Source organism: Xanthomonas sp. WHRI 7945 (assembly GCF_035026585.1).
Window position 1 is genome coordinate 145,766 of the sequence record NZ_JAYIQP010000010.1, and the last position, 23,570, is coordinate 169,335.

Below are 23,570 nucleotides of genomic sequence, written 5' to 3' on the forward strand. Positions count from 1 at the left end.
TATAGTGGCTGCGCCTTACACGCCACGCCGAACACCACCCTTCCCTGCGAGATGACATTGCCATGACTAGCGCCCCTCACGACCCGTTGCCCGCCGACATCGCCGATCGCCTGCTGGAGCTGCTCAGCACCGACGACGCTTTCCGCGCCAGCTTCCAGGACAATCCGGTCGCCGCGCTGGCCAGCCTCGGCTACAAGCCTGCCGACCATGCTTTGGCTGCGGACCCGGCGCCGCCCAAGCAGGGCGCGCCGTTCTTCTGCATGACCTCGCAGGAACTGGCGTCGAAGGAAGAAATCGCCAAGGCGCGCAAGGAACTGGTCAGCCACCTGACGGTGGACGGCAACCATCACGTCGTCTTCTGTTTCGAAGCCGGCAAGGTCGCCTCGACCGTCTCCCTCAAGTAAGCCGGCATCGCGGCGCTGGGCCAGGCGGCGAACAGCGCGTCGAGTCGCCGCCGCGCATCCGGGGCCCTGTCCAGATCCGACAGGGCTTGCGCCGCCCAGCGATCGGCCATGCGCGTATCGGCGACATTCAAGGTCTGCAACGACTGCGACACCGAGGCCTCGCCATAGGCAAGGCCTCGGTGCGCGCCGATCCAATCCGCCTGCGCCAGTGCCTGGCGATGCTCGCCGGCCGCCTGCAGGGTGTGATACAGCGCCACCCGCGCCTGCAGCAGGTCGTCCTCGCGCGGCGCCAGCAAGGCGAGCGCCTGCGTGTAGTCGCCGCGCAAGCGGTACTGCCCGGCCTGCACGATGCGCAGCAGCTTGCCCAGGGTCGGATCCGCCGAGACCTCCACCCACGGACCCACGACCTGCAGCGCACGCGCCGACAACGCGTCGTCGCCGAGGCGCTGCGCCAGATAGGCGGCGGCGAGAATCAGCGCGGCGCGATCGCTGGCATACGGCTCGCCAGGAAGCGCCCGCTCCTGTCTTTGCAGTTGGGCGTGCTGCCATTGCCGCAGCCGTGGCAGCACCTTGCCGGACTGCTGCGTCAACGCCTGGATCGATAGCTGCAAGAAGCCGAACTGGGCCTGGGTGAAATCGTTGCCCGCGCGGCTCGCCTTGAGCGCATCGTCCAGCTCGACGGCGACCTCGTCCCACTTGCCCTGGTCCACCTTCAGCGCGATCAGGTCCAGCCGCGGCACCATGTCGTCGTTGGCATAGTCGCTCTTGGGAATGGCGCGCAACCGCGCCTCGGCCTCGGCGTAGTTGCCCTGCAACGCCAGTACGTTGGCCAGGCGTCGGCCGGGACCGCTCTTGTCCTGCAGTGCGATCTGGGTGAACTGGGCCTTGGCCTGCTCCAGCTTTCCCTGCACCAGGTAGATGCGGCCGATGTCGTCGATGGCGATCGACCGATACGGATCCTGCGCGGTGTCGGCGGCAACGGCATGCGGCAACGCGTCGGCGAAGCGGTTGGCCTGGAACAGGTGCCAGAACGCATTGCCGTGTCCGGCGAAGCTGTCGGGATACAGATGCACCAACTGCTGCCACCCGCCCAGTGCGGCCGGGCTGTCGCTGAGTTCGGCCGAATAGGCATCGAGATAGAGCTGGTCGCGCGCTGGCAGACGCGCCTTGTACGCCAGCGCCTTCTGAAAGTACGGTACCGCCGCGGCACGGTCGGAGGTCGCCATCAACACCCGGGCAATGCCGACATAGGCCAGCGCGAACTGCGGGTCGAGGTTGAGCGCCGCACGGAAATTCTGTTCGGCCTGCTTCCAGTTGGCGTTGCCCGTGGCATCGATGCCAAGCGCATACGCACGCAACGCGTCCAGGTTGGATGTCGTCACCTGCGGCAACGGCTTGGACGCCTGATCGACCGACTGGATGGCTTCTCCGAGTTGGCGCCGCAACTGGCCGCTGACCGTGTCCACCGACGCCAGCACCGATTCGAGCCCGCGTCCGGTCTGGGTCTCGGTATACACCGTCGCCTGCGTCGCCGGATCGACCACTTCCACGGTGACGCGGATGCGCCCGCCCACTTCGGCGACGGTCGGCAGGATCACCGCGCGCGCGCCGTCGCGCAGCGCGATCTCCGAGGCGAGCGCGCGATCGATCTTGCTGTCGGGGCTGCGCTTCATCCGGCCCAGGGTGTCGCGCACCTTGAGGTCGCTGAGCAGGTTGACGTAGCGCGATTGCTCCAGGCTGATCCGGAACGCCTGGTCGAGCGAGGCGTCGAGCGTCGCGTTGCCGGTGAGGTTGCGCAGGTCGCCGACCACGATCCAGTCGCGTTCGGCGAACGCGATCGCCGGCTCCGGACGGCCGAAGAACAGCAGCGCGGCGACCACCGTCAGGGTCAGCATCGCCTCCGCCACCAGCGCCGCCGGGCGGCGCCACAGCGGGATGTCACGCCACGCCTTCGGCGTCGGCTTCGGCGCGCGCAGGGGGGTGTTGCCGATTTCGCCGACTTCGTAGATCTCCTGCGGCGTCGGCACGCCCTTGAAGCGCCAGCGGCCGTGCGACTTCCACAGCAGGCGTTCGCCGCGCTCGCCCAGTTCGCGCGCGGCGCGGTGGGTCAGCGACTCGGCCACCGCCGACAGCAGGATCTGCCCGGGCCGCGCCAGGGTCATCAGCCGCGCCGCGGTCGGCTTGGCCAGGCCCTCCACTTCCAGCGGCTTGGCGCCGACCTGCACGGCGGCATCGCTGTTGCGCCAGGTCAGCACCTCGCCGACGTGCAGGCCGGCGCGCACCTTCAGCTCCAGCTTGCGCTGCGCGCCCAGCGCGTGCAGGCCGCGGCTGTAGTCCAGGGCGAAGCCGAGGCCGTCGATCGGGCGTTCGAACAGCAGCAGCAGGCCGTCGGAGCGGTCGATCAGGCGCCCGCGCCAACGCTGCTGCAGTTCCAGCACCAGCGAGTCGTGCAGCTTGAACAGTTCGGCGGCGTTGGCGTCGCCGAGCCGCTCCACCAGCGCCACCGAATCGCACAGGTCGGTCAGCAGCAGGGTGCGGAGCTGCGGGACCTCGGGCTGGGGCTGGTGGGCGTCGTTCATGGCGGCTCGAGGACGCGCGCGCGTCAGTAGGGGGCGGAGGCGACGTCGTGCCAGTACAGCCGGTTGCCGCCGAGGCGCTTGGCCTCGTACAACGCGGCGTCGGCATTGGCGTACCAGTCGTTCCAGTCGGACTGCGGATCGACCCGGCTGATGCCGATGCTGACCGGACAGATATGCGGCGAGGGATGCGGCACGCCGAGCAGGTTCTGCACCGTGGCGATCACGAACTCGCCGATGCGGCGCAGGTCTTCCGCGTTGCCGGTCGCCACCAGCAGGCAGAACTCGTCGCCGCCCAGGCGGCAGGCGATGTCGTCCTCGCCGGCGACGGAACGCAGGATGTTGGCGACGTTCTGCAGCACGCGGTCGCCGACCAGGTGACCGTGTTCGTCGTTGATGTGCTTGAAGCGGTCGCAGTCGATCAGCAGCAGGCCCGGTCCCGGCGAGCGGCCGTCGCGGCGGCACTCCTGCAGACGCAGGATCAGGCCGCGGCGGTTGTGCAGGCCGGTCAGCTCGTCGGTGCGCACCAGTTCTTCGGTCTGGCTGAGCTGGTGGGTGGTGGCGTAGAGATTGTCCAGCGCCGCTTCCAGATCGTGGTTGCGGCGGCGCAACTGGCGGATCAGGGTCTGCTCGTTCATCACCACGCGCATGATGGTACGGCGCAGGAAGTAGGCGACCAGGCCCGGGTCGCGCTCCACCAGGCGCTGGAAGTCGTCGTGGTCCAGTTCCACCAGCACGCCGTCGCTGGCGGCGATCGCATCGGCACTGCGCATGTGGCTGCCGATCAACAGTCCGAGTTCGCCGAAGAACTCGCCATGTCCGAGATGCTTGACCACCAGGTCCTCGCCGAAATCCAGGTCGATCACGCCGCTGCTGATCACGAACATGGCGCTGCCGCCGTCGCCGCGCCGGAACAGCACGTCGCCGGCACGCACCGTCCGCGTGCGGCCGAACTCGGAGAACAGGCGCAGCTCCGCCGCAGTCAGCACCGCCAGCTCGCTAGGCTTGGGGGCGACCACACCAACCGTCGGAATTGTCTCGCGTACGTTGGATGCGGCGCTGTCGCAACTCATCCGGGCCCCCACTGGCTCCTGGCGTCGCTCGCCATCGTGCACAAAGCATAGCATCTGCACGACGCACCGACGGCCAGGTCACAGCCGATCTCGCGGCAGCGGAGATGGCAAAAGAACGCACGCCAGGCTGGCGAGCGCGCCTTGGCCGGATGCGAGCTGGCGCATCTCGTAGACACCACACAGAGGGCGGCACGCACCGCGGCCGGCACAAAAAAAGCCCGGGCGAACCCGGGCTCTCCCCTCCCGTGGGGATCGGCGACAACGAACGCCCGGCTGCAGGTCAGGCGGCCTTTTCGCCGTGGAACTGCTCTTCCTCCGTCGAGCCCTTCAGTGCGGTGGTGGAGGACTGGCCCTGCTGGATCGCCTGGGCCACCGCATCGAAGTAGCCGGTGCCGACCTCGCGCTGGTGCTTGACCGCGGTGAAGCCGCGATCGGCGGCGGCGAACTCGGCTTCCTGCAACTCGACGAAGGCGCTCATCTGCCGGCGCGCATAGCCGTGCGCCAGATTGAACATCGAGTAGTTCAGCGCATGGAACCCGGCCAGGGTGATGAACTGGAACTTGTAGCCGTAGCGCGCGATCTCCTTCTGGAATTTGGCGATCGTCGCGTCGTCCAGGTTCTTCTTCCAGTTGAAGCTCGGCGAGCAGTTGTAGGCCAGCAGCTTGCCCGGGAACTTGGCGTGGATCGCCTCGGCGAACTGGCGCGCGAACTCCAGGTCCGGCTTGCCGGTCTCGCACCAGATCAGGTCGGCGTACGGGGCGTAGGCCAGGCCGCGGCTGATCGCCTGGTCCAGGCCCTTGTTGGTCTTGAAGAAGCCTTCGACGGTGCGCTCGCCGGTGGTGAACGGACGGTCGTTGGCGTCGATGTCGCTGGTCACCAGGTCGGCGGCCTCGGCATCGGTGCGCGCGACCAGCAGCGTCGGCACGCCCAGCACGTCGGCGGCCAGGCGCGCCGCGTTCAACTTCTCGACCGCCTCGCGGGTCGGCACCAGCACCTTGCCGCCCATGTGCCCGCACTTCTTCACCGAGGCCAGTTGGTCCTCGAAATGCACGCCGGCCGCGCCGGCCTCGATCATCGCCTTCATCAGTTCGAAGGCGTTGAGCACGCCGCCGAAACCGGCCTCGGCATCGGCCACGATCGGCTGCAGGAAGTCGATCTCGTCCTTGCCCTCGGCGTGGTGCAGCTGGTCGGCGCGCAGCAGCGTGTTGTTGATGCGCTTGACCACCGCCGGCACCGAGTCGGCCGGGTACAGCGACTGGTCGGGATACATCTGCCCGGCCAGGTTGGCGTCGGCGGCGACCTGCCAGCCGGACAGGTAGATCGCGTTGAGCCCGGCCTTGACCTGCTGCATCGCCTGGTTGCCGGTCAGTGCGCCCAGTGCGTTGACGAAGTCCTTTTCGTGCAGGTACTTCCACAACTTCTCGGCGCCGAGCCGGGCCAGCGAGTGCTCCACGTGCACGGTGCCGCGCAGGCGCACCACGTCGGCGGCGGTGTAGTTGCGGGTGATCCCGGCCCAGCGCGGATTGGTGGCCCAGTCGTGCTGGATCTGTTCGGCGGTCTGCAGCGTGGTGCTCATCTTGCGTTCTCCTCGGAATGGATACGGCGATGAAACGGTGGTGCGGTGGAGACAAGGACGTGGCGCAGGATTCGGAAGACGCCGGATCCGCATTTGCGAATCCCCAATCTCCAATCCCGAATCCCTGCCGTCCAATCAATCGATCATCTGGTACGCCGGCAACGTCAGGAACTCGGCCAGATCGTCGCTGCGGGTCAGTTCGTCCAGCAGCGCGATGGCGTCGTCGAGGCGATTGCCGCCGGGCAGCAGCGCGCGCTCGCCCAGGCGCGCCGGCAGTTGGCGCATGCACGCGTCGAACAGCGCGAAGTCGATCGCGGTACCGTCGTCCAGGTGCAGGCCGCCGACGTGCAACCACTGCCACAGCTGGCTGCGGCTGATCTCGGCGGTGGCGGCGTCCTCCATCAGGTGGTGGATCGGCACGCAGCCGTTGCCGTCCAGCCATGCCGCCAGGTAGCGCACGCAGACCTCGATGTTGCCCTCGAAGCCGGCGCGGGTGATGGTGCCGGCGGACGGCGCGATCAGCGTGTCGCGGTCGGCCTGCACGTCCTCGCGGCGCACGTCGTGCTGGTTCGGCGCGTGCATGTGCTCGTCGAAAATGGCGCGGGCGATCGGGATCAGCGCCGGATGCGCGACCCAGGTGCCGTCGTGGCCGGCGCTGACTTCGCGCAGCTTGTCCGCCCGCACCCGTGCCATCGCCTGCTCGTTGGCCGCCTCGTCGTGGCCGATCGGGATCTGCGCGGCCATGCCGCCCATCGCATGCGCGCCGCGGCGGTGGCAGGTGCGGATCAGCAGTTCCGAATACGCCTTCAGGAACGGCTGGGTCATGGTCACCTGGCCGCGCTCGGGCAGCACCCGGTCGGGGTGGCGGCGGAAGGTCTTCAGGTAGGAGAAGATGTAGTCCCAGCGGCCGCAGTTCAGGCCGACGATGCGCTCGCGCAGCGCATGCAGGATCTCGTCCATCTCGAACACCGCCGGCAGCGTCTCGATCAGCACGGTGACCTTGATCTGGCCCTGCGGCAGGCCCAGCATCGCCTCGATGTGCGACAGCGCGGCCTCCCACAGCGCGGCCTCTTCCATCGACTGCAGCTTGGGCAGGTACAGGTACGGGCCGCGGTCCTTGGCCAGCAGCGCGCGGCCGTTGTGGAAGGCGAACAGCGCCGCGTCGAACAGGCCGCCGGCCAGCGGCTGGCCATCGACCAGCACGTGCTTCTCGTCCAGGTGCCAGCCGCGCGGGCGCACGATCAGCACCGCCTGCTCGTCGTATGGCTTGAGCGTGTAGCGCTTGCCCTGGCTGCCGTCACGCGCCGGCGGCGCGCTGAAGGTCAACGTACCGGCCACCGCTTCGGCCAGCGCGCGTTGCCCGGCGACCAGGTTGCGCCAGGTCGGGGCGGTCGAGTCCTCGAAGTCGGCCATGTACACCTTGGCGCCGGAGTTCAGCGCGTTGATGACCATCTTCGGATCGGTCGGGCCGGTGATCTCGACGCGGCGGTCCTGCAGCGCCGCCGGCAGCGCCGCCACGCGCCAGTCGCCGTCGCGGATCGCCTGGGTGTCGGCGCGGAAGTCCGGCAGGCCACCGCCGTCGAACCAGGCCTGGCGCTCGCGCCGCGCCGCCAGCCGCGCCTGGCGCTCGGGCTCGATCACCCGGTGCAGCGACACCAGCAGGGCCAGCGCCGCCGGCGGCAGCAAGGCGTCCTGGCCGGCCAGCGAGGCGGTCAGGGTGATGCCTGGAGTGGAGCGGTCGGCGGAGGGGGATGAAGCGGCGAAGGCGGCGGCGTACATGGTGGGGTTCCTCGATGTTTCCGGGCTGCCACCGTGCGTCCGCCACAAGTATTTGACAATACAGTTTTATCAATGCATTAAATAAGCTCACCTTATATCTATCACGCCATGCCTACGCGCGGCACCGCAACCCCTCGTTTTCCTTACAAATCCGACCGGCTGAAGCCGCTGCGCGCGTTCTGCCAGACGGTGCGACTGGGCTCGGTCTCACGCGCCGCCGAGGCGCTGTTCGTCAGCCAGCCGGCGGTGACCCTGCAGCTGCAGGCACTGGAACGGGAGCTGGGCGTGGTGCTGTTCGAGCGCAGCGGGCGGCGCCTGATCCCCAGCCGCGAGGGCCAGCTGCTGTACGAAATGGCGCAGCCGCTGGTGGAGAGCCTGGACCGGCTGGAGTCCGATTTCCGCGAGAAGGCACGCGGGCTGGATGCTGGCGAACTGAACATCGCCGCCAACAGTTCCACCATCCTGTACCTGCTGCCGAAGATCGTGGAGAACTTCCGCGCCCGCCACCCGGAGGTGCGCCTGACCCTGCACAACGCGATCAGCGCCGACGGCACCGACCTGCTGCGCGAGGACGCGGTGGACCTGGCGGTGGGCTCGATGCTCGACGTGCCGGCCGACCTCAGCTACGCGCCGGTGTACCGCTTCGAGCAACTGCTGATCGCCCCGCGCGACCACCCGCTGGCGAACAAGCCCAAGCTCACCCTGGACGACCTGTCGCCGTATCCACTGATCCTGCCGCCCAAGCGCCAGGTGACCTACCGCCTGGTCGACCTGGTGTTCCAGCAGGCGCGGGTGCCGTACACGGTGGCGCTGGAAGTGGGCGGTTGGGAAGTGATCAAGCAGTACGTGGCGATGGGCATGGGCATCTCCATCGTCAGCTCCATCTGCGTCACCGAGGCCGACCGCGGCAAGCTGGCCACGCGCTCGCTCGGCGACTATTTCCCCACCCGCAGCTATGGCGTGGTGGTGCGCAAGGGCAAGTTCCTGTCGCCGCAGGCGCGCGCCTTCATCGAGCTGATCCAGCCGGACCTGTTCACCCCGCGCGGCTACGACGAGAGCGGGCCGTCGGAGCGTTGAGCCAAGCTGCCGCCACGCCTGCATGGCGGTGCGTGCGGATCGGCGTGGTTGCAACGGTGGCGGATCGGCCGCCGCCGCACGGCTGCCTGCGGGGGGCCGGACCAATGGCCGGCGAGCTGGATGCCCGCACCGGCGGCGACTGCTTCGCGCGCCTTGGTCGGCATAGACTAGCCAGGACGCTGCACCGTCCGCGCGCGGCGCATTCGGCGGGTGGCGCCGGGGACAGGACCGATGACCATGCACACCGCGGACCGCCTGCAGGTACGCGCCGCTCCGATCCAGTGGAAGGGCTGATGCGATGAATCCAACGACGCTGTTGCTGGTGCAACTGGCGGTGATCCTCGGCGTGGCGCGCCTGTGCGGAGCGTTGCTGCAACGCGTCGGCCAGCCGCCGGTGATCGGCGAGATGGCCGCCGGATTGCTGCTCGGGCCGATCGCGTTCGGCGCCTGGCTGCCGGAGCTGCACGGCGCGCTGTTCGCACACGCCAGCCTGCCGCCGCTGTCCGGCCTGGCCAACATCGGCGTGGTGCTTTTCATGTTCGTCGTCGGCGTGGAACTGCGCGCGCCGGACGGCACCAAGGCGCAGGTGCGCGCGTCGATGACGGTCGGTTTGGCAGGCATCGTGCTGCCGTTGCTGCTCGGCCTGGCCGCCGCGCCATGGCTGTATCCGCGCTTCGCGCCGCACGGCATCGGCTTCTGGCCGTTCGCGCTGTTCATCGCCGCGGCGATGTCAGTCACCGCGTTTCCGGTGCTGGCGCGGATCCTCAAGGACCGCAACATGACGCGCACGCCGGCCGGCCGCCTGGCGCTGGGCGCGGCGGTGATCGATGACGCCACCGTGTGGATCTTCCTGGCGATCGTGCTGACCCTGACCGGCGGCAACACGCACGGCGGCGTCGGCTTCACCGCGGTGGGCGTGCTGGTGCTGGTCGCCGTGGTCTTCGGCGTCCTGCGCCCGCTCTATGCGCGCCTGCTGAGGCCGCGCGTGGGCGACGGCGGCTACGCGCCCACCGCGCTGGTGTGGGTGCTGATCGGCCTGCTGGCGTGCGCGGCGGCGGCCGAGTGGATCGGCCTGCATGCGATCTTCGGCGCGTTCCTGTTCGGCATCTGCCTGCCGCGCGAGGACCGCCTGCTGGAACATCTGGCCGGACGCATCGAGCCATTGGCGATCACCCTGCTGATGCCGGTGCTGTTCGCGGTCGCCGGCCAGGCCACCAGCCCCAGCGCGCTCGCCGGCGCGGGCATCGCCGGCTTCGTCCTGGTGATCGGCGTGGCGGTGCTCGGCAAGCTGCTCGGCTGTACGCTGGGCGCGCGCCTGAGCGGCCACGACTGGCGCGACAGCCTGACCGTGGGCTCGCTGATGAACGCGCGCGGCCTGATGGAACTGGTGGTGATCAAGATCGGCCTGGACAGCGGCCTGATCGGCCCGGACCTGTTCACCCTGCTGTTCGGGATGACCCTGGTGACCACGCTGATGGCCTCCCCGATGGTGGCCTGGTTCCACCGGCAGCGGCAGGCCGGCAGCGACGCGCTCGGCGCTGGCCGCTCCCATCGCTGAGCGCCGGCGGCCGAGCGGCGCCGCAGTGCCCTCGGCGAACCGGCAGCGCGCGCGGCTGGCGAATGCTGCTCGTGTCTTCCGCGCGCAGGCCGTACCGTGCACACAACGCCGATCGCCCCGATGACCATCGCCTTGCCCACGCCCTCCCGTTACGCCGAAATTGATGCACCGCCGGCATTGCGCGACCGCCTGCGCTGCAGCTGGCGTTTCCGCCAGGGCGATGCCGATCCGCTGCCGACACAAGTGTTGCCCGACGGCTGCGTGGACCTGATCTGGGACGGGTGCGCGCTGTTCGTGGCCGGGCCGGACCGCGGCGCCAGCAGCGTGGCGCTGGCACCGGGCAGCGTGCTGAGCGGCGTGCGCCTGGCCGCCGGCGCGGGCGCGAGCCTGCTCGGCGTCCCGCTGCATGCCATCGCCGACCAACGCATCGCCCTGGAGGCGCTGTGGGACGGACGCGGCCGCGACTGGCAGACGCGGCTGGAGGACGGCGCCGATCCGCTGCCATTGCTGCACGCGCTGTGCGCCAGCCGCCCGCTCGCGGCGGACCTGCCGATGGCCTGGGTGTTCGCGCAGCTGGCCGGCGACACCGCGCCGCGGATGGCCGAACTGACCCGCAGCCTGGGCATCAGCGAACGCTCGCTGCGGCGCCGCTGCCAGGACGCGTTCGGTTACGGCGCCAAGACCCTGGAGCGCATCCTGCGCCTGCAACGCTTCCTGCGCCTGGCATCGGGCCACGCCACCCTGACCGCGGCGGCGCTGGAGGCCGGCTACGGCGACGCGCCGCACCTGGTTCGCGACAGCCGCCAGCTGACCGGGCTCAGCCCACGCGAGCTGGTGCGGCGGCACGCGCGTTGAGCTGGCCGTTTTCGCCAAGCCGGCGACGGCGTGGCGATGGATACTGGCCTCCCTTTTCACGGAGCCCGCCATGAGCCGCGCCGACCAGCAGCACCGCATCGATTACCTGGAATTCGCCGTCGCCTCGATCGCCGCGGCCAAGGCGTTCTACGGCCAGGCGTTCGACTGGACCTTCCAGGACTACGGCCCGGACTACTGCGAATTCCGCGACGGCCGCCTCAGCGGCGGCTTCTTCCACGGCACCGCGCAGCCCGGCGGCGCGCTGGTGGTGCTGTACTCCAACGACCTGGCCGACACCCAGGCGCGCATCGAAGCCGCCGGCGGCCGCATCGTCCGCCCGCTGTTCGAATTCCCCGGCGGCCGCCGCTTCCATTTCGCCGACCAGGACGGCTACGAGCTGGCGGTGTGGTCGGAGGACTGAGCCACAAGCACCACACCTGCGCACGGGGCGGAGCGATCACGACCGATGTCGGCCATCTGTTGCAGTGGTCCATGCTCGCCAAAAAATTTGTCCACAACCTAGACCCAAGAACACGACAACTTGGGTCTAATATCCAAGCCTGAACAGGCCGCGGATCCGATGCGAGCGCAACGGCTGCCGGCCCACAAGGGGTACATGGACGCACTGCCAGCTTCGGATCTGAAAACGATCCTGCATTCCAAACGGGCGAATCTCTACTATCTCCAGCATTGCCGTGTGCTGGTCAACGGCGGGCGCGTCGAGTATGTGACCGACGCGGGAAAGCGTTCGCTGTACTGGAACATTCCGATCGCGAACACCACAACGCTGTTACTAGGAACGGGCACGTCGATTACCCAGGCCGCCATGCGCGAGCTGGCCAAGGCAGGCGTGCTGGTGGGCTTCTGCGGCGGTGGCGGTACGCCGCTGTTCACGGCGAACGAAATGGACGTCGAGGTCACTTGGTTCTCTCCCCAGAGCGAATACCGGCCTACCGAATATCTACAGGCCTGGGTCAGGTTCTGGTTCGATGACGACCTGCGGTTATGCGCGGCCAAAGCATTCCAACAAGCACGCAACCGGCGCATCGGCGAGCAATGGCTGTTGCGCCCACTAAAGGATGCTGGTTTCGCCCCTCCCGCCGCCCGCCTGCAGGAGTTGTTGGAAAGAAGTTCCAGGAACATCGAACTGGCGCAGGACAACACGGCCCTGCTGACCGAAGAGGCACGCCTGACCAAGGCATTGTTCAAGCTGGCCGTGGACACCGTCGGCTACGGCGAGTTCACCCGCGCCAAACGCGGCGCCGGCAACGATCCGGCCAACCGTTTTCTCGATCACGGCAACTATCTCGCCTATGGGCTGGGGGCGACCGCGACATGGGTGCTGGGGCTGCCGCATGGCTTGGCAGTCCTGCACGGGAAAACCCGGCGCGGCGGGCTGGTGTTCGATGCCGCCGACCTAGTCAAAGATGCCAGCATCCTCCCGCAGGCGTTCTTGTCGGCCATGCGCGGGGACGACGAACAAGCGTTTCGGCAAAACTGCATCGAAGCGCTTGCCCGCAGCGAATCGCTGGATTTCATGATCGAGACACTCAAGGAGGTGGCGCTGGCGACGGCCTCGCTGAAGCGCGACGGTGCAGCATGAACATCTTGCTGGTGTCCCAGTGCGACAAGCGCGCACTGACCGAGACCCGGCGCATCCTCGACCAGTTCGCCGAGCGCCGCGGCGACCGCACCTGGCAGACGCCGATTACCCAAACGGGCCTGGATACCCTGCGCAAGCTCCTGCGCCGCACCGCGCGCAAGAATACCGCCGTCGCTTGCCATTGGATCCGCGGCCTGGACCACAGCGAACTCTTGTGGATCGTTGGGGACGCTGGCCGCTTCAACGCGCAGGGTGCAGTGCCGACAGGCACCACCACGCGCAATGTGCTGCGTCGCGGCGACGAGAACGATTGGCATCGCGCGGAAGACATCCAGCTGCTGGCGCAACTAGCCGCATTGCTGCATGACCTGGGCAAGGTAAGTGTTGCCTTCCAGGCGCGGCTGCGCGGGCACTTGCAGGAACGCAACCTCTATCGCCACGAATGGGTGTCGCTGCGCATGTTTCAGGCCTTCGTCGGCCAGGACGACGATGCAGGCTGGCTACGCCGCCTGTCCGATCCGGATGGCAGCGACGCGCTCAGCTGGACAGCGGACGGACGCTACCGCCGCGATGGCCTGGATACCGACCCTGGGCGTCCATTCGAACAGTTGCCGCCCCTCGCTGCGGCGATAGCCTGGTTGGTCTTGACGCACCACCGCCTGCCGTTGATACCGGTCGCTAACGAGGACGGCACTCAGGGCTGGCTAGGGCGCCGTGCCCGCACCTTCAATCCCATGTGGCTGGAGGCGCCGCTATCGCTGGTCGGGCACGACTGGAACGAGATCCACCAGCCCTTCGAACGCACCAGGATAGAGCCGTATTGGAATCCCGCAGGTCCACTGCCGGTCGCCACGCCGGCGTGGCGTGCAAAGGCTGCGCGCCTGGCAAAGCGCCTGGCTGAACTGCGCGGGCGTCGCGACGACGACTGGCTGGGCAATCCATACGTGATGCACCTGGCGCGACTCAGCCTGATGCTGGCTGATCATGCCTACTCCAGACTGGGACTGGACAAGAACGACCAGCCTGTCCCCGAGCGCAGGCCGCATCTGCAAGCGGATACATGGCTGATGGCCAATACGACCCGCAACCAGGCCGGTACCACGGTGCCCAACCAGTCCTTGGTGGAACACTTGCTGGGCGTGACCCATACCACCGGCCTGATCGCCCATGCCCTGCCCGGTTTCGAGCGCCACCTGCCTCGGTTGGCTCAGCACCGCGGCCTGCGCAAGCGCAGTGCCGATCCCCGCTTCGCCTGGCAGGACAAGGCGGCCGATGCGGCGACCGCGTTGCGCGAAGCGGCACGTGCGCAGGGTGCGTTCATTGTCAACATGGCATCCACCGGCTGCGGCAAGACCTTGGGCAATGCACGCATCCTCTATGCATTGGCCGATCCGCAACACGGCATGCGCGCGACCTATGCACTCGGATTGCGCTCGCTGACCTTGCAGACCGGCCGTAGCTACCGCACCGACCTGCACTTGAGCGACGACGAACTGGCCATTCGCGTAGGCGGCTCGGCCAGCCAAGCGCTGTTCGACTACTACCAACAGAAAGCCGAGTCCCACGGATCGGCTTCGGTTCAGTCGCTGCTGGAGGAGGACAGCCACATCCTGTACGACGGCACCACCGCCGACCACCCGCTACTATCCCGCGCGCTGCACGACCCGGAAATTCGCAAGCTGCTGTCCGCGCCGATGCTGGTCTGCACCGTGGATCATATGGTTCCGGCCACCGAATCGCTGCGCGCAGGACGCCAAATCGCGCCGATGCTGCGGCTGATGAGCGCCGACCTGATCCTCGACGAACTGGATGACTACGATCTGGACGACCTGCCCGCGTTAACCAGACTGGTGCATTGGGCCGGGATGCTGGGCACGCGTGTGCTGCTGTCCTCGGCAACGTTGCCGCCAGCGTTGCTCGAAGGAATGTATGCGGCCTATCGCGCCGGGCGCATGCACTACCAACGCAACCGCGGCGCCGACGGCGGCAACGCGGATGCGGCGGTGATGGTGCAATGCCTGTGGGCCGATGAATTCGGTGTGCAGACGGCCGCCTGTCCAGACGCGGCGTCCTTCGCGCAGCAGCACCTGCAATTCGTCGGCCGGCGTTCCACGCGGCTGCAGAAGGCCGAGCCGCTGCGGCGGGGCGCGCTGCTGCCGCTGCAACTTCAGTCGCGCCAGCGCGAGCAGATCCATGCCGAATTCGCGGGGCACGTCCGCACCGCCTGCTTGGACCTGCACGCCGCTCACGCGCAAGCCGATCCGGTCAGCGGCAAGCGCGTCAGCTTCGGCTTGGTGCGCATGGCCAATATCGATCCGCTGTTCGACGTGGCACAGGCGCTGTTCCGGCTTGGCGCCCCAGAGGGCACGCGCATCCACCTGTGCGTCTACCATGCGCGCTTCCCGTTGCTGCAACGCTCGGCGATCGAGCAGCAGCTCGACGCGGCGTTTGATCGTCGTGGCGACGGCTTGACGGTCTATCGCCTGCCCGCGATCCGCGCCGCGCTGGACGCCGGCCCCGAGCAGCAACAGGTGTTCATCGTGCTCGCCAGCCCGGTGTGCGAAGTCGGCCGCGACTGGGATGCGGACTGGGCGGTGGCCGAACCGTCGTCAATGCGCTCGCTGATCCAGCTTGCCGGGCGCGTGCAGCGCCATCGCGGGACGCCGGGCACCGCGCCGAACGTGCTGATCTTCGACACCAATCTGCGCCATTTTCGACAGATAGGACAGGACGCACCAGCGTTCGTGCATCCTGGATTCGAGCAGGCCCACGGCGCACGCACGGAACGCTTCCGGCTGCAGACCCACCGGCTCGGCAAGTTGTTGCGGGCCGACGAGTACACCACGCTGACCGCGCTGCCACGTATCCAGCCATTGCCTCACGCCAAGCAGCAGCCCCAGCACAATCTGGTAGACCTGGAACACGCGCGCATGGCCGACAGCATGCTACCCAAGCCCCGCACCAGCGTATCCACTTCGGTCCGCAGTGCCGTCACATTTCCATTGGATGCCGCGTGCGCCTGGCAATACCCAAGGGCCGCACTGACCGGCGTACTGCCGCAACAACAGCCATTCCGCGACGATCCGCTGCCCTCGATCACGCTGGTCCTGCTACCCGACGATGAAGAAGAACAGCTTGTCCTGCACCGCATCGAGGAAAGCAACATCCGCCGCGACGAGAAGCTCTATACCGCCGTCGAGCGCAGCCAGCGCCATGACATCCAACTCGATCCCGGCCCGCGTATCGCGCCGTGGGGCGAGTTCGACCTCATAGCATTGCTCGCCGAGCAGGCCGAGCACCTCAACCTCTCCCTGCAGCATTGCGCCGAACGGCTGGCGACGGTGGAGGTTCCGGAGAGCAAGCAAGGATGGAGGTTCCACCCATGGCTAGGATTCGCCAAGCAGAAGTAAATATCCACTAGAAGAGGACAGACAGCAGGGTAGTAAAGATCGACAGCACTTTGGATCAATGGAACACGATCTTAGGGGAATAGAGGGAATGAAAGAACTGACCGATAGAGGCAAAAATTTCCGCTCCGCCATCGCCACATTCATCGACACCCGGCGCGAGGCCAAGCTGAAGGGCAAGGACGACGGTGCCGACACGGCATCCAAGTACGAATATGGCATCTGGCTGGCCGATGCGGCGCGCCGGGTCGGACAGATCCAGGCGGTGACCCATGTGCTCAAGGCCACACACCCAGATGCACGTGGCAGTAGCCTGCATGTCGCGCCTGCCGCACTACCGCGACACGTCGAAATCGGTAGCCACGTCCTTGGCGACGACTACGCCGAGGACGTGGTCGGCAATGCCGCTGCGCTGGACGTGTTCAAGTTCCTCAAACTGGACATCGAGGGGCGGCGCCTGCTCGACTGGATGCAGGCCGGCGACGACGACCTGCGCGACGCGCTGAACGCCGATGCCGCAGTGGCGACCGACTGGATGCGAGCATTTGGCAGCCTGGTGCGCAGCGACCCGCAGCCCAGCTCGGACGAGGCAGCTAAGCAGGTTTACTGGCTGGCCGGTGAGGAGCCGGCCGACGACACCCAGTACCACCTGCTGCAGCCGCTGTTCTCCAGCAGCCTGACACATGCCGTACATGCCGAGATCCGGGAGGCGCGCTTCGGCGAGGACAACAAAGCGGCACGACAGGCCTATCGCGACAAGCAGCCGTTCGACGAGATCTATCGCGACTACCGCCACCTGGTCGCACGCAAGCTGGGCGGCACCAAGCCACAGAACATCAGCCAGCTCAACAGCGATCGCGGCGGCGTGAACTATCTGCTGGCCTCACTGCCGCCGCGCTGGACCCAGGAGCGTCCGCGCAGCCTGCTTGATCTGGACTCGGCGCTGGAACGCTTCGCCTGGTTCGAGGGCGTGCGGCAACTGATCAAGACGCTGAGCGACTTCCTGTTGACTAATCCTCCCAAGAACGACGCCATCAGGAAAACGCGAGAAGCGATCGAGCAAGCACTAGGCCTGCAACTGGCCTACTTCGCCAGTACCATCCACGCCCGTTTCGAGCCTGGCTGGACGCGCGATCCCAACTGCCAACTGCCGTTGTGCGAGCGACTGTGGCTAGACCCGGCTCGGATCGATCTGCCGGACCGCGAAGACCCGCAACGCCCAGAATGGCAGCAAGACGATCGCGATTTCAGAGAAGCCTACGACTTCGGCGACTGGCCCGATGAGATCGCTGGGCGCTTCGCCAACTGGCTCAACGACCAATTACGCGAGGCGAGGATTGCGGGCCTCGGCGACGACCAGTTCCAGCATTGGGCCGCCCAAGCCATCGTCGATGCGGCGTGGCCTGTGCCGATGCGCCGCCGTGCGTCGGCAGGAGGTGCAGCATGAGCGCCTGCCCGGCATTCGATCATCTGCTGGTGCTGCCGCGCCTGCGGGTACAGAACGCCAACGCCGTCTCCAGCCCACTCACCCACGGCTTTCCATCGATGACCGCCTTCCTGGGCCTGATGTGGGCGCTGGAGCGTAAGACACGGGCCGCCGGACTGGACATCGCCTTCCATGCCGTCGGCGTGGTCTGCCACGACCACCAGGAGCAGGTCACCGAGGGCGGCTTCGTCAAGGCATTCCGGCTCACCCGCAACCCGGTGAGCAAGGACGGCGGCACCGCCGCCATCGTCGAGGAAGGCCGCATCCACTTGGAGCTGAGTTTGGTGTTCGCGGTGCAAGGCGAACGCTGGGTACGCGATCCGGCCACCCAGGCCTTGGACCTCGCCACCGTTGCCAACCTTCTGGCAGGCATGCGCGTGGCCGGAGGCAGCGTGCTGCCACCGCTGCAAGTCGGCCGCCATCGCCAACAGCCGCAAGCTATCGCCCTGACCGGCACCGAAGACGACCGGCACGCAGTCTTCCGCAAACTGCGCCTACGCCTGCTGCCCGGCTTCACGCTGGTGGCCCGCGACGACCTGCTCGACATGCGGCTGGCCGAGCTTCAGGCACACGCGCCCGGCAGCACCCGACTGGACGCATGGCTGTCGCTGGCACGCATCAACTGGCGCTACACGCAGGACCCAGATGACGGCAAAGGCGAATGGCGCAACGACCGTACCGGCCGAGGCTGGATCGTGCCGATCCCGGTGGGCTATGGCGCGCTAGGCGACCTGCATGCGCCCGGCAGCATCGCCAACGCACGCGACGCCAGCACGCCGTTCCGCTTCGTCGAGAGCCTGTACTCGGCCGGCGAATGGCTCAGCCCGCACCGACTGCACTCCCCGCAACAATTGCTCTGGTACGCCGACAGCCAGCCCGATGCCGGGCTGTATCGCTGCCGCAACGACTACCGCCCCGCCACCGACACCAACTTCGATTGATCGTCCATCACGACAAGGAATTCCATCATGGCCAACGACACCCTCAAGACCGCTTCCGTCCTCGCCTTCGAGCGCAAGCTCGATCCCTCCGACGCGTTGTTTTTCGCCGGCAGCTGGAACGGCCGCAGCGATGCCGGCAACTGGCAGCCAGTGAAGGTGCGCGAGAAATCCGTGCGCGGCACCATCTCCAACCGGCTCAAGGACAAGAGCAAGGAGCAGACCGACCCGGCCAAGCTCGATGCCGCCATCCAGAACCCCAACCTGCAGACCGTGGACGTGGCCGCGCTGCCGCTGGATGCCGATACGCTGAAAGTGCAGTTCACCCTGCGCATCCTGGGCGGTGCCGGCGAACCCTCGGCCTGCAACGACGCCGACTACCGCAAGAAGCTCCTCGCCACCGTCGGCGGCTATGCGCAGCAACACGGCTTCGACGAGCTGGCCCGGCGCTACGCCGCCAACCTGGCCAATGGCCGTTTCCTGTGGCGCAACCGGATCGGCGCTGAGCAGGTCGAAGTACAGGTGATCCACCTGCGCGACGGCAGCGCTGCCGCGCAATGGAGCTTCCAGGCACACGACCACGCGCTGCGCACCCTGACCCCACCGGCAGGCGAAACCGACGACCTGCGGACGCTGGCCGAATTGATCGCCGCCGGACTGGCCGGCCGCTCGCACGTGCTGTTGCAAGTCACGGCCTTCGTTCGCCTCGGCGCAGGCCAGGAGGTGTTCCCGTCGCAGGAGCTGATCCTGGACAAGGCCACAAGCAAGAAGAGCAAGACCCTCTACGCGGTCGGCGAAGGCGACAAGGCGGTGGCCGCCATTCATTCGCAGAAGATCGGCAATGCGCTGCGCACCATCGACACCTGGTACCCGGAGGCGGAGGAAAATGGCGCGATTGCGGTGGAACCGTACGGCTCGGTCACCACGCAAGGCAAGGCCTACCGTCAGCCGAAGGAGAAGCTGGACTTCTACAACCTGCTCGACGCCTGGGTGATCAAGGACAAGACGCCGGGCCTGGAACAGCAGCATTTCGTCATCGCCACGCTGATCCGTGGCGGCGTATTCGGCGACGCAGGCTGAGGTGGCACGATGCAGCACTATCTCGACCTCCAGCTCAGGCCCGACCCGGACATCGCGCCCCATCACCTGTTGGGAGCCTTGTACGCACGCCTGCACCGTGGCTTGGTGGAACTGGGCACCTCGCATATAGGCGTCAGCTTCCCCGGCTACGACGACAAGGCGCCAAGCCTGGGTTCGCACCTGCGCCTGCACGGTACAGAATCTGCATTGCAGGGGCTGATGGCGACGTCCTGGCTCAAGGGCATGGGCGACCATCTGTCGATTTCCGGCATTGCCCTAGTACCTGGCGGAACCTCGCACCGGCAGGTGACGCGCGTCCAGGCCAAGAGCAGCCCCGCACGCCTCCGACGCCGCGCTATGCGACGGCACGGCTGGGACGCCGATACCGCAATCGAACGCCTCCCCGACGCGGCAGCCGAGCGCCTCCGGCTTCCCTTCGTCACACTTGGTAGCCGAAGCACTGGCCAGGCGGCTTTTCCGTTGTTCATTCGGCATGGGCCAATGCTGCAAGAAGCCAGGCAAGGTCTGTTCAACAGCTATGGCCTTAGCCATGAGGCCACCGTTCCCTGGTTCTGACCCTTTTTTAGCGCACCAGTAAAATACTCAAACAATCAACCACTTAGACGCCATCCTCTCGGAAGGGAGGATGGCTTTTTTGCGCTTGGTTACTATAGCTTTCAAGCACTTGGGTAAATTTTTGTCTTGTTCACTGCCGCGTAGGCAGCTCAGAAAATCTCCGGCGTCACGCCCAGGCGCTTCATCATGTTCACTGCCGCGTAGGCAGCTCAGAAATGGCACCTGAAGCCGGAGCGTTGCACCAAATGGTTCACTGCCGCGTAGGCAGCTCAGAAATGGACCAAGCGCAAGGGCGTGGACGACACCACGTTCACTGCCGCGTAGGCAGCTCAGAAAGATTGCACGGTACTGGCTGCCGTAAGTGATGGGTTCACTGCCGCGTAGGCAGCTCAGAAATGGACAAGACGGCGCGACGGGCCGACGCCATGGTTCACTGCCGCGTAGGCAGCTCAGAAAACATCGGCGACTACGCGGCGGCGACCGGGCACGTTCACTGCCGCGTAGGCAGCTCAGAAACTTGCCGATCACGTCGGATGGGATGTAGGTGCGTTCACTGCCGCGTAGGCAGCTCAGAAACGATCGCGGTGCACCCAGACCAGGTCTGCGGTGTTCACTGCCGCGTAGGCAGCTCAGAAACGTTCGAACATGGGCAAGTCGCTGATGGGCTTGTTCACTGCCGCGTAGGCAGCTCAGAAATTGGTCGCGCGCGACCTGGAAGACGTTGACGAGTTCACTGCCGCGTAGGCAGCTCAGAAAGTACCAGAACATGACCGTTGCCCAGAAGAAGGGTTCACTGCCGCGTAGGCAGCTCAGAAAACGATCGGCCGGACACACTTCACTACGTCGATGTTCACTGCCGCGTAGGCAGCTCAGAAAATGCACACGCCGCCGGCGGCCGATGAAATGCTGTTCACTGCCGCGTAGGCAGCTCAGAAAGCTCGCATTGCAACGGCTACGGGCCGCCATCCGTTCACTGCCGCGTAGGCAGCTCAGAAAAAGACCGCGCAGTCAAGCGTGGGAATGTCCAAGTTCACTGCCGGTAGGCAGCTCAGAAAATTCGGTTTGGCCTTCGCTAGCCCAAAGAACAGTTCACTGCCGCGTAGGCAGCTCAGAAAGCTCAATCTCATTCATGCCCTTCCCCTTGTTTGTTCACTGCCGCGTAGGCAGCTCAGAAAATGAAGTGGCGGCCGATTGAGAGTGCGCCGCGGTTCACTGCCGCGTAGGCAGCTCAGAAAACCATCACGGCGAACCCGTTGCCGGTCAGGATGTTCACTGCCGCGTAGGCAGCTCAGAAAACCGGGCGGTGTAGGTCACGCCGGCCTCGGGGGTTCACTGCCGCGTAGGCAGCTCAGAAAAAGAGCCTGGCCCTGTCGCCGCTGGCAATCGCGTTCACTGCCGCGTAGGCAGCTCAGAAATCGCAAGAAAGTGGCGGCGGGTCTTTGAATATGTTCACTGCCGCGTAGGCAGCTCAGAAAGTGCCGCAGAGTACGCCAAGAACCTGACCATCGTTCACTGCCGCGTAGGCAGCTCAGAAACGACCGAGTTCGCCCAGGCCATCGCCGGGAATGTTCACTGCCGCGTAGGCAGCTCAGAAAACGTAGTCCAGGAAAGAGTTGCGCAACTGCGTGTTCACTGCCGCGTAGGCAGCTCAGAAATCGCCGGCAACCGACGGAGCGAGCACAGTCAGGTTCACTGCCGCGTAGGCAGCTCAGAAAACCCGCGTCAACGGCGAGCTGATCGCGTACACGTTCACTGCCGCGTAGGCAGCTCAGAAAAGTTCGTCATCGTTGAAACGCAACTTCACTTCGTTCACTGCCGCGTAGGCAGCTCAGAAAAAGGTCAACGCGAACGTCAAGCAGCTGGTGCAGGTTCACTGCCGCGTAGGCAGCTCAGAAAATCGTCAGTGCCGCAAACATCAATGATGGGCAGTTCACTGCCGCGTAGGCAGCTCAGAAATGATCGGCCTTGTAGTCACCGGTCGTTGCGGAGTTCACTGCCGCGTAGGCAGCTCAGAAATTCGCGCGGCCGAACTTCCAGGGCCGGAACGAGTTCACTGCCGCGTAGGCAGCTCAGAAAGGATGCGGCCGATGTCCACGAAGTACCAGCGTGTTCACTGCCGCGTAGGCAGCTCAGAAAAGCTAACCTGCTGTGGCAGGCGTCCGTGCCGGTTCACTGCCGCGTAGGCAGCTCAGAAATCAGCAGTCGCGCATCGCGCCGCCAGCATGGGGTTCACTGCCGCGTAGGCAGCTCAGAAACGTTCGAACATGGGCAAGTCGCTGATGGGCTTGTTCACTGCCGCGTAGGCAGCTCAGAAATTGGTCGCGCGCGACCTGGAAGACGTTGACGAGTTCACTGCCGCGTAGGCAGCTCATAAAGCAAATTTATGCCCTTGGTCTGCGCCGTCATGTTCACTGCCGCGTAGGCAGCTCAGAAAAGGGAGGTGCCGAACACGAGCCAGTGCGCGTAGTTCACTGCCGCGTAGGCAGCTCAGAAACATTACCGGTTCCTGTGGCGGCGCACGTACATGTTCACTGCCGCGTAGGCAGCTCAGAAACTGGTCCTACTGCGGCTGATGATCTTCGGCCATGTTCACTGCCGCGTAGGCAGCCCAGAAAAACGAGCGACGGCACGCTGCGAGTGGAGGTCAGTTCACTGCCGCGTAGGCAGCTCATAAACTCCCGTGGCCGCCATCGGTGAACCGCTACTGGTTCACTGCCGCGTAGGCAGCTCAGAAAATGGACACCTTCATCGTGGGCCTCATCTTCGGGTTCACTGCCGCGTAGGCAGCTCAGAAATTGCACGGTATTCCGCTAAAGATCATCGGCGAGTTCACTGCCGCGTAGGCAGCTCAGAAAAGCAAACTTGGCGATCGCAAGGATCGCATCACGTTCACTGCCGCGTAGGCAGCTCAGAAGATCTGTGCATTCCAGGCCAAGAATGTTCCGGTGTTCACTGCCGCGTAGGCAGCTCAGAAATCGGTTCCCTGCTCTGCGGTGTAGAACACATGGTTCACTGCCGCGTAGGCAGCTCAGAAAAAGTGTCTGGATCAGCCGCGACGTCAGGTAGTGTTCACTGCCGCGTAGGCAGCTCAGAAACAGGATGGCAGCGTAAAAAATTCATCGCTGAGGTTCACTGCCGCGTAGGCAGCTCAGAAATGCGCGCGCACCTCGCGCTTCTCCCGGTTGTAGTTCACTGCCGCGTAGGCAGCTCAGAAAAGTCGTAGAAGTTCCGCAGTGCCTGCACCTGCGTTCACTGCCGCGTAGGCAGCTCAGAAACTCCGACAACGGGTCCAGTTGGATCTTTGCGGGTTCACTGCCGCGTAGGCAGCTCAGAAATTCGGTTCGCTGCTCATGTGCTGCTCCTAAAAGTTCACTGCCGCGTAGGCAGCTCAGAAATGGAGCGCGGCGAGAAGTGGCAGATTGCACAGGTTCACTGCCGCGTAGGCAGCTCAGAAAACAGGTCGTGAGTCCTGGCGGCCCGGCACAGAGTTCACTGCGCGTAGGCAGCTCAGGAACATCGCAGCTCGTCGGGGATACCCACGTCGATCGTTCACTGCCGCGTAGGCAGCTCAGAAATTGCTAT

15 protein-coding genes and 3 CRISPR repeat arrays (1 of these 18 cut by a window edge) are annotated in these 23,570 nt (G+C 66.0%); of the genes, 11 read left to right on the top strand and 4 right to left on the bottom strand.

All coding sequences use genetic code 11. The features are described from left to right. Nucleotides 1-62 precede the first annotated feature (62 nt). On the top strand, nucleotides 63-404 hold the full coding sequence (locus VDQ83_RS10475) for an NHLP-related RiPP peptide (RefSeq protein ID WP_309919316.1): 342 nt from the start codon (nucleotides 63-65) through the stop codon (nucleotides 402-404). Here VDQ83_RS10475 and VDQ83_RS10480 read toward each other — a convergent pair. The 4 genes from VDQ83_RS10480 to aceB form a co-directional block, all read right to left on the bottom strand. Next, complete coding sequence (locus VDQ83_RS10480; RefSeq protein WP_455434876.1) at nucleotides 347-2,983, bottom strand: putative peptide modification system cyclase; 2,637 nt, start codon at nucleotides 2,981-2,983, stop codon at nucleotides 347-349. The genes VDQ83_RS10475 and VDQ83_RS10480 overlap by 58 nt on opposite strands. Nucleotides 2,984-3,006: 23 nt before the next feature. Next, nucleotides 3,007-4,053, bottom strand: coding sequence for a GGDEF domain-containing protein (locus VDQ83_RS10485; protein ID WP_309919321.1), 1,047 nt, complete (start codon nucleotides 4,051-4,053; stop codon nucleotides 3,007-3,009). A 280-nt stretch (nucleotides 4,054-4,333) separates the two neighbouring features. Continuing rightward, the gene (gene aceA / locus VDQ83_RS10490; protein WP_455434877.1) at nucleotides 4,334-5,629 is read right to left on the bottom strand and encodes an isocitrate lyase; all 1,296 of its coding nucleotides are present in this window, start codon (nucleotides 5,627-5,629) and stop codon (nucleotides 4,334-4,336) included. A 135-nt stretch (nucleotides 5,630-5,764) separates the two neighbouring features. Continuing rightward, a complete protein-coding gene (gene aceB / locus VDQ83_RS10495; RefSeq protein ID WP_455434878.1) occupies nucleotides 5,765-7,408 on the bottom strand; it encodes a malate synthase A in 1,644 nt (547 codons plus the stop codon). A 108-nt stretch (nucleotides 7,409-7,516) separates the two neighbouring features. Between aceB and VDQ83_RS10500 the strand changes: the two genes are divergently transcribed. The 10 genes from VDQ83_RS10500 (at nucleotide 7,517) to cas6f (ending at nucleotide 19,988) form a co-directional block, all read left to right on the top strand. Continuing rightward, entirely contained in the window at nucleotides 7,517-8,485 is a 969-nt protein-coding gene (locus tag VDQ83_RS10500; RefSeq protein ID WP_455434879.1) for a LysR family transcriptional regulator, read from the top strand. A 298-nt stretch (nucleotides 8,486-8,783) separates the two neighbouring features. Beyond that, a complete protein-coding gene (locus VDQ83_RS10505; RefSeq protein ID WP_263396224.1) occupies nucleotides 8,784-10,043 on the top strand; it encodes a cation:proton antiporter in 1,260 nt (419 codons plus the stop codon). Between the two features lie 126 nt (nucleotides 10,044-10,169). After that, nucleotides 10,170-10,898, top strand: coding sequence for a helix-turn-helix domain-containing protein (locus VDQ83_RS10510; RefSeq protein ID WP_455434886.1), 729 nt, complete (start codon nucleotides 10,170-10,172; stop codon nucleotides 10,896-10,898). Nucleotides 10,899-10,968: 70 nt separating this feature from the next. Then, a complete protein-coding gene (locus VDQ83_RS10515) occupies nucleotides 10,969-11,319 on the top strand; it encodes a VOC family protein (protein WP_309919339.1) in 351 nt (116 codons plus the stop codon). Nucleotides 11,320-11,514: 195 nt separating this feature from the next. Then, the gene (gene cas1f / locus VDQ83_RS10520; RefSeq protein ID WP_263396227.1) at nucleotides 11,515-12,501 is read left to right on the top strand and encodes a type I-F CRISPR-associated endonuclease Cas1f; all 987 of its coding nucleotides are present in this window, start codon (nucleotides 11,515-11,517) and stop codon (nucleotides 12,499-12,501) included. Further along, nucleotides 12,498-15,911, top strand: coding sequence for a type I-F CRISPR-associated helicase Cas3f (cas3f, locus tag VDQ83_RS10525; protein ID WP_309919344.1), 3,414 nt, complete (start codon nucleotides 12,498-12,500; stop codon nucleotides 15,909-15,911). The genes cas1f and cas3f overlap by 4 nt, the downstream gene beginning before the upstream one ends. An 88-nt stretch (nucleotides 15,912-15,999) precedes the next feature. After that, nucleotides 16,000-17,355 carry a type I-F CRISPR-associated protein Csy1 gene (csy1, locus tag VDQ83_RS10530; RefSeq protein WP_455434880.1) on the top strand — a complete coding sequence of 452 codons (1,356 nt, stop codon included), beginning with the start codon at nucleotides 16,000-16,002 and terminating at the stop codon, nucleotides 17,353-17,355. Next, the gene (csy2, locus tag VDQ83_RS10535) at nucleotides 17,352-18,335 is read left to right on the top strand and encodes a type I-F CRISPR-associated protein Csy2 (RefSeq protein ID WP_263396230.1); all 984 of its coding nucleotides are present in this window, start codon (nucleotides 17,352-17,354) and stop codon (nucleotides 18,333-18,335) included. The genes csy1 and csy2 overlap by 4 nt, the downstream gene beginning before the upstream one ends. A gap of 27 nt (nucleotides 18,336-18,362) precedes the next feature. After that, the gene (gene csy3 / locus VDQ83_RS10540) at nucleotides 18,363-19,412 is read left to right on the top strand and encodes a type I-F CRISPR-associated protein Csy3 (RefSeq protein WP_309919350.1); all 1,050 of its coding nucleotides are present in this window, start codon (nucleotides 18,363-18,365) and stop codon (nucleotides 19,410-19,412) included. Between the two features lie 9 nt (nucleotides 19,413-19,421). Then, complete coding sequence (cas6f, locus tag VDQ83_RS10545; protein ID WP_309919353.1) at nucleotides 19,422-19,988, top strand: type I-F CRISPR-associated endoribonuclease Cas6/Csy4; 567 nt, start codon at nucleotides 19,422-19,424, stop codon at nucleotides 19,986-19,988. A 128-nt stretch (nucleotides 19,989-20,116) separates the two neighbouring features. Continuing rightward, nucleotides 20,117-20,985: a CRISPR direct-repeat array (repeat unit 28 nt; unit sequence GTTCACTGCCGCGTAGGCAGCTCAGAAA). Nucleotides 20,986-21,075: 90 nt separating this feature from the next. After that, nucleotides 21,076-23,444: direct repeats of the CRISPR family, unit length 28 nt; unit sequence GTTCACTGCCGCGTAGGCAGCTCAGAAA. A gap of 91 nt (nucleotides 23,445-23,535) precedes the next feature. Continuing rightward, nucleotides 23,536-23,570: a CRISPR direct-repeat array (repeat unit 28 nt; unit sequence GTTCACTGCCGCGTAGGCAGCTCAGAAA); it runs 232 nt beyond the window's last position.

What these genes read in the sequence shown, in the direction of transcription:
- VDQ83_RS10475 (WP_309919316.1), top strand. Translation starts at nt 63, where the DNA reads ATGACTAGCGCCCCTCACGACCCGTTGCCCGCCGACATCGCCGATCGC.
- VDQ83_RS10480 (WP_455434876.1), bottom strand. Translation starts at nt 2,983, where the DNA reads ATGAACGACGCCCACCAGCCCCAGCCCGAGGTCCCGCAGCTCCGCACC.
- VDQ83_RS10485 (WP_309919321.1), bottom strand. Translation starts at nt 4,053, where the DNA reads ATGAGTTGCGACAGCGCCGCATCCAACGTACGCGAGACAATTCCGACG.
- aceA (WP_455434877.1), bottom strand. Translation starts at nt 5,629, where the DNA reads ATGAGCACCACGCTGCAGACCGCCGAACAGATCCAGCACGACTGGGCC.
- aceB (WP_455434878.1), bottom strand. Translation starts at nt 7,408, where the DNA reads ATGTACGCCGCCGCCTTCGCCGCTTCATCCCCCTCCGCCGACCGCTCC.
- VDQ83_RS10500 (WP_455434879.1), top strand. Translation starts at nt 7,517, where the DNA reads ATGCCTACGCGCGGCACCGCAACCCCTCGTTTTCCTTACAAATCCGAC.
- VDQ83_RS10505 (WP_263396224.1), top strand. Translation starts at nt 8,784, where the DNA reads ATGAATCCAACGACGCTGTTGCTGGTGCAACTGGCGGTGATCCTCGGC.
- VDQ83_RS10515 (WP_309919339.1), top strand. Translation starts at nt 10,969, where the DNA reads ATGAGCCGCGCCGACCAGCAGCACCGCATCGATTACCTGGAATTCGCC.
- cas1f (WP_263396227.1), top strand. Translation starts at nt 11,515, where the DNA reads ATGGACGCACTGCCAGCTTCGGATCTGAAAACGATCCTGCATTCCAAA.
- cas3f (WP_309919344.1), top strand. Translation starts at nt 12,498, where the DNA reads ATGAACATCTTGCTGGTGTCCCAGTGCGACAAGCGCGCACTGACCGAG.
- csy1 (WP_455434880.1), top strand. Translation starts at nt 16,000, where the DNA reads ATGAAAGAACTGACCGATAGAGGCAAAAATTTCCGCTCCGCCATCGCC.
- csy2 (WP_263396230.1), top strand. Translation starts at nt 17,352, where the DNA reads ATGAGCGCCTGCCCGGCATTCGATCATCTGCTGGTGCTGCCGCGCCTG.
- csy3 (WP_309919350.1), top strand. Translation starts at nt 18,363, where the DNA reads ATGGCCAACGACACCCTCAAGACCGCTTCCGTCCTCGCCTTCGAGCGC.
- cas6f (WP_309919353.1), top strand. Translation starts at nt 19,422, where the DNA reads ATGCAGCACTATCTCGACCTCCAGCTCAGGCCCGACCCGGACATCGCG.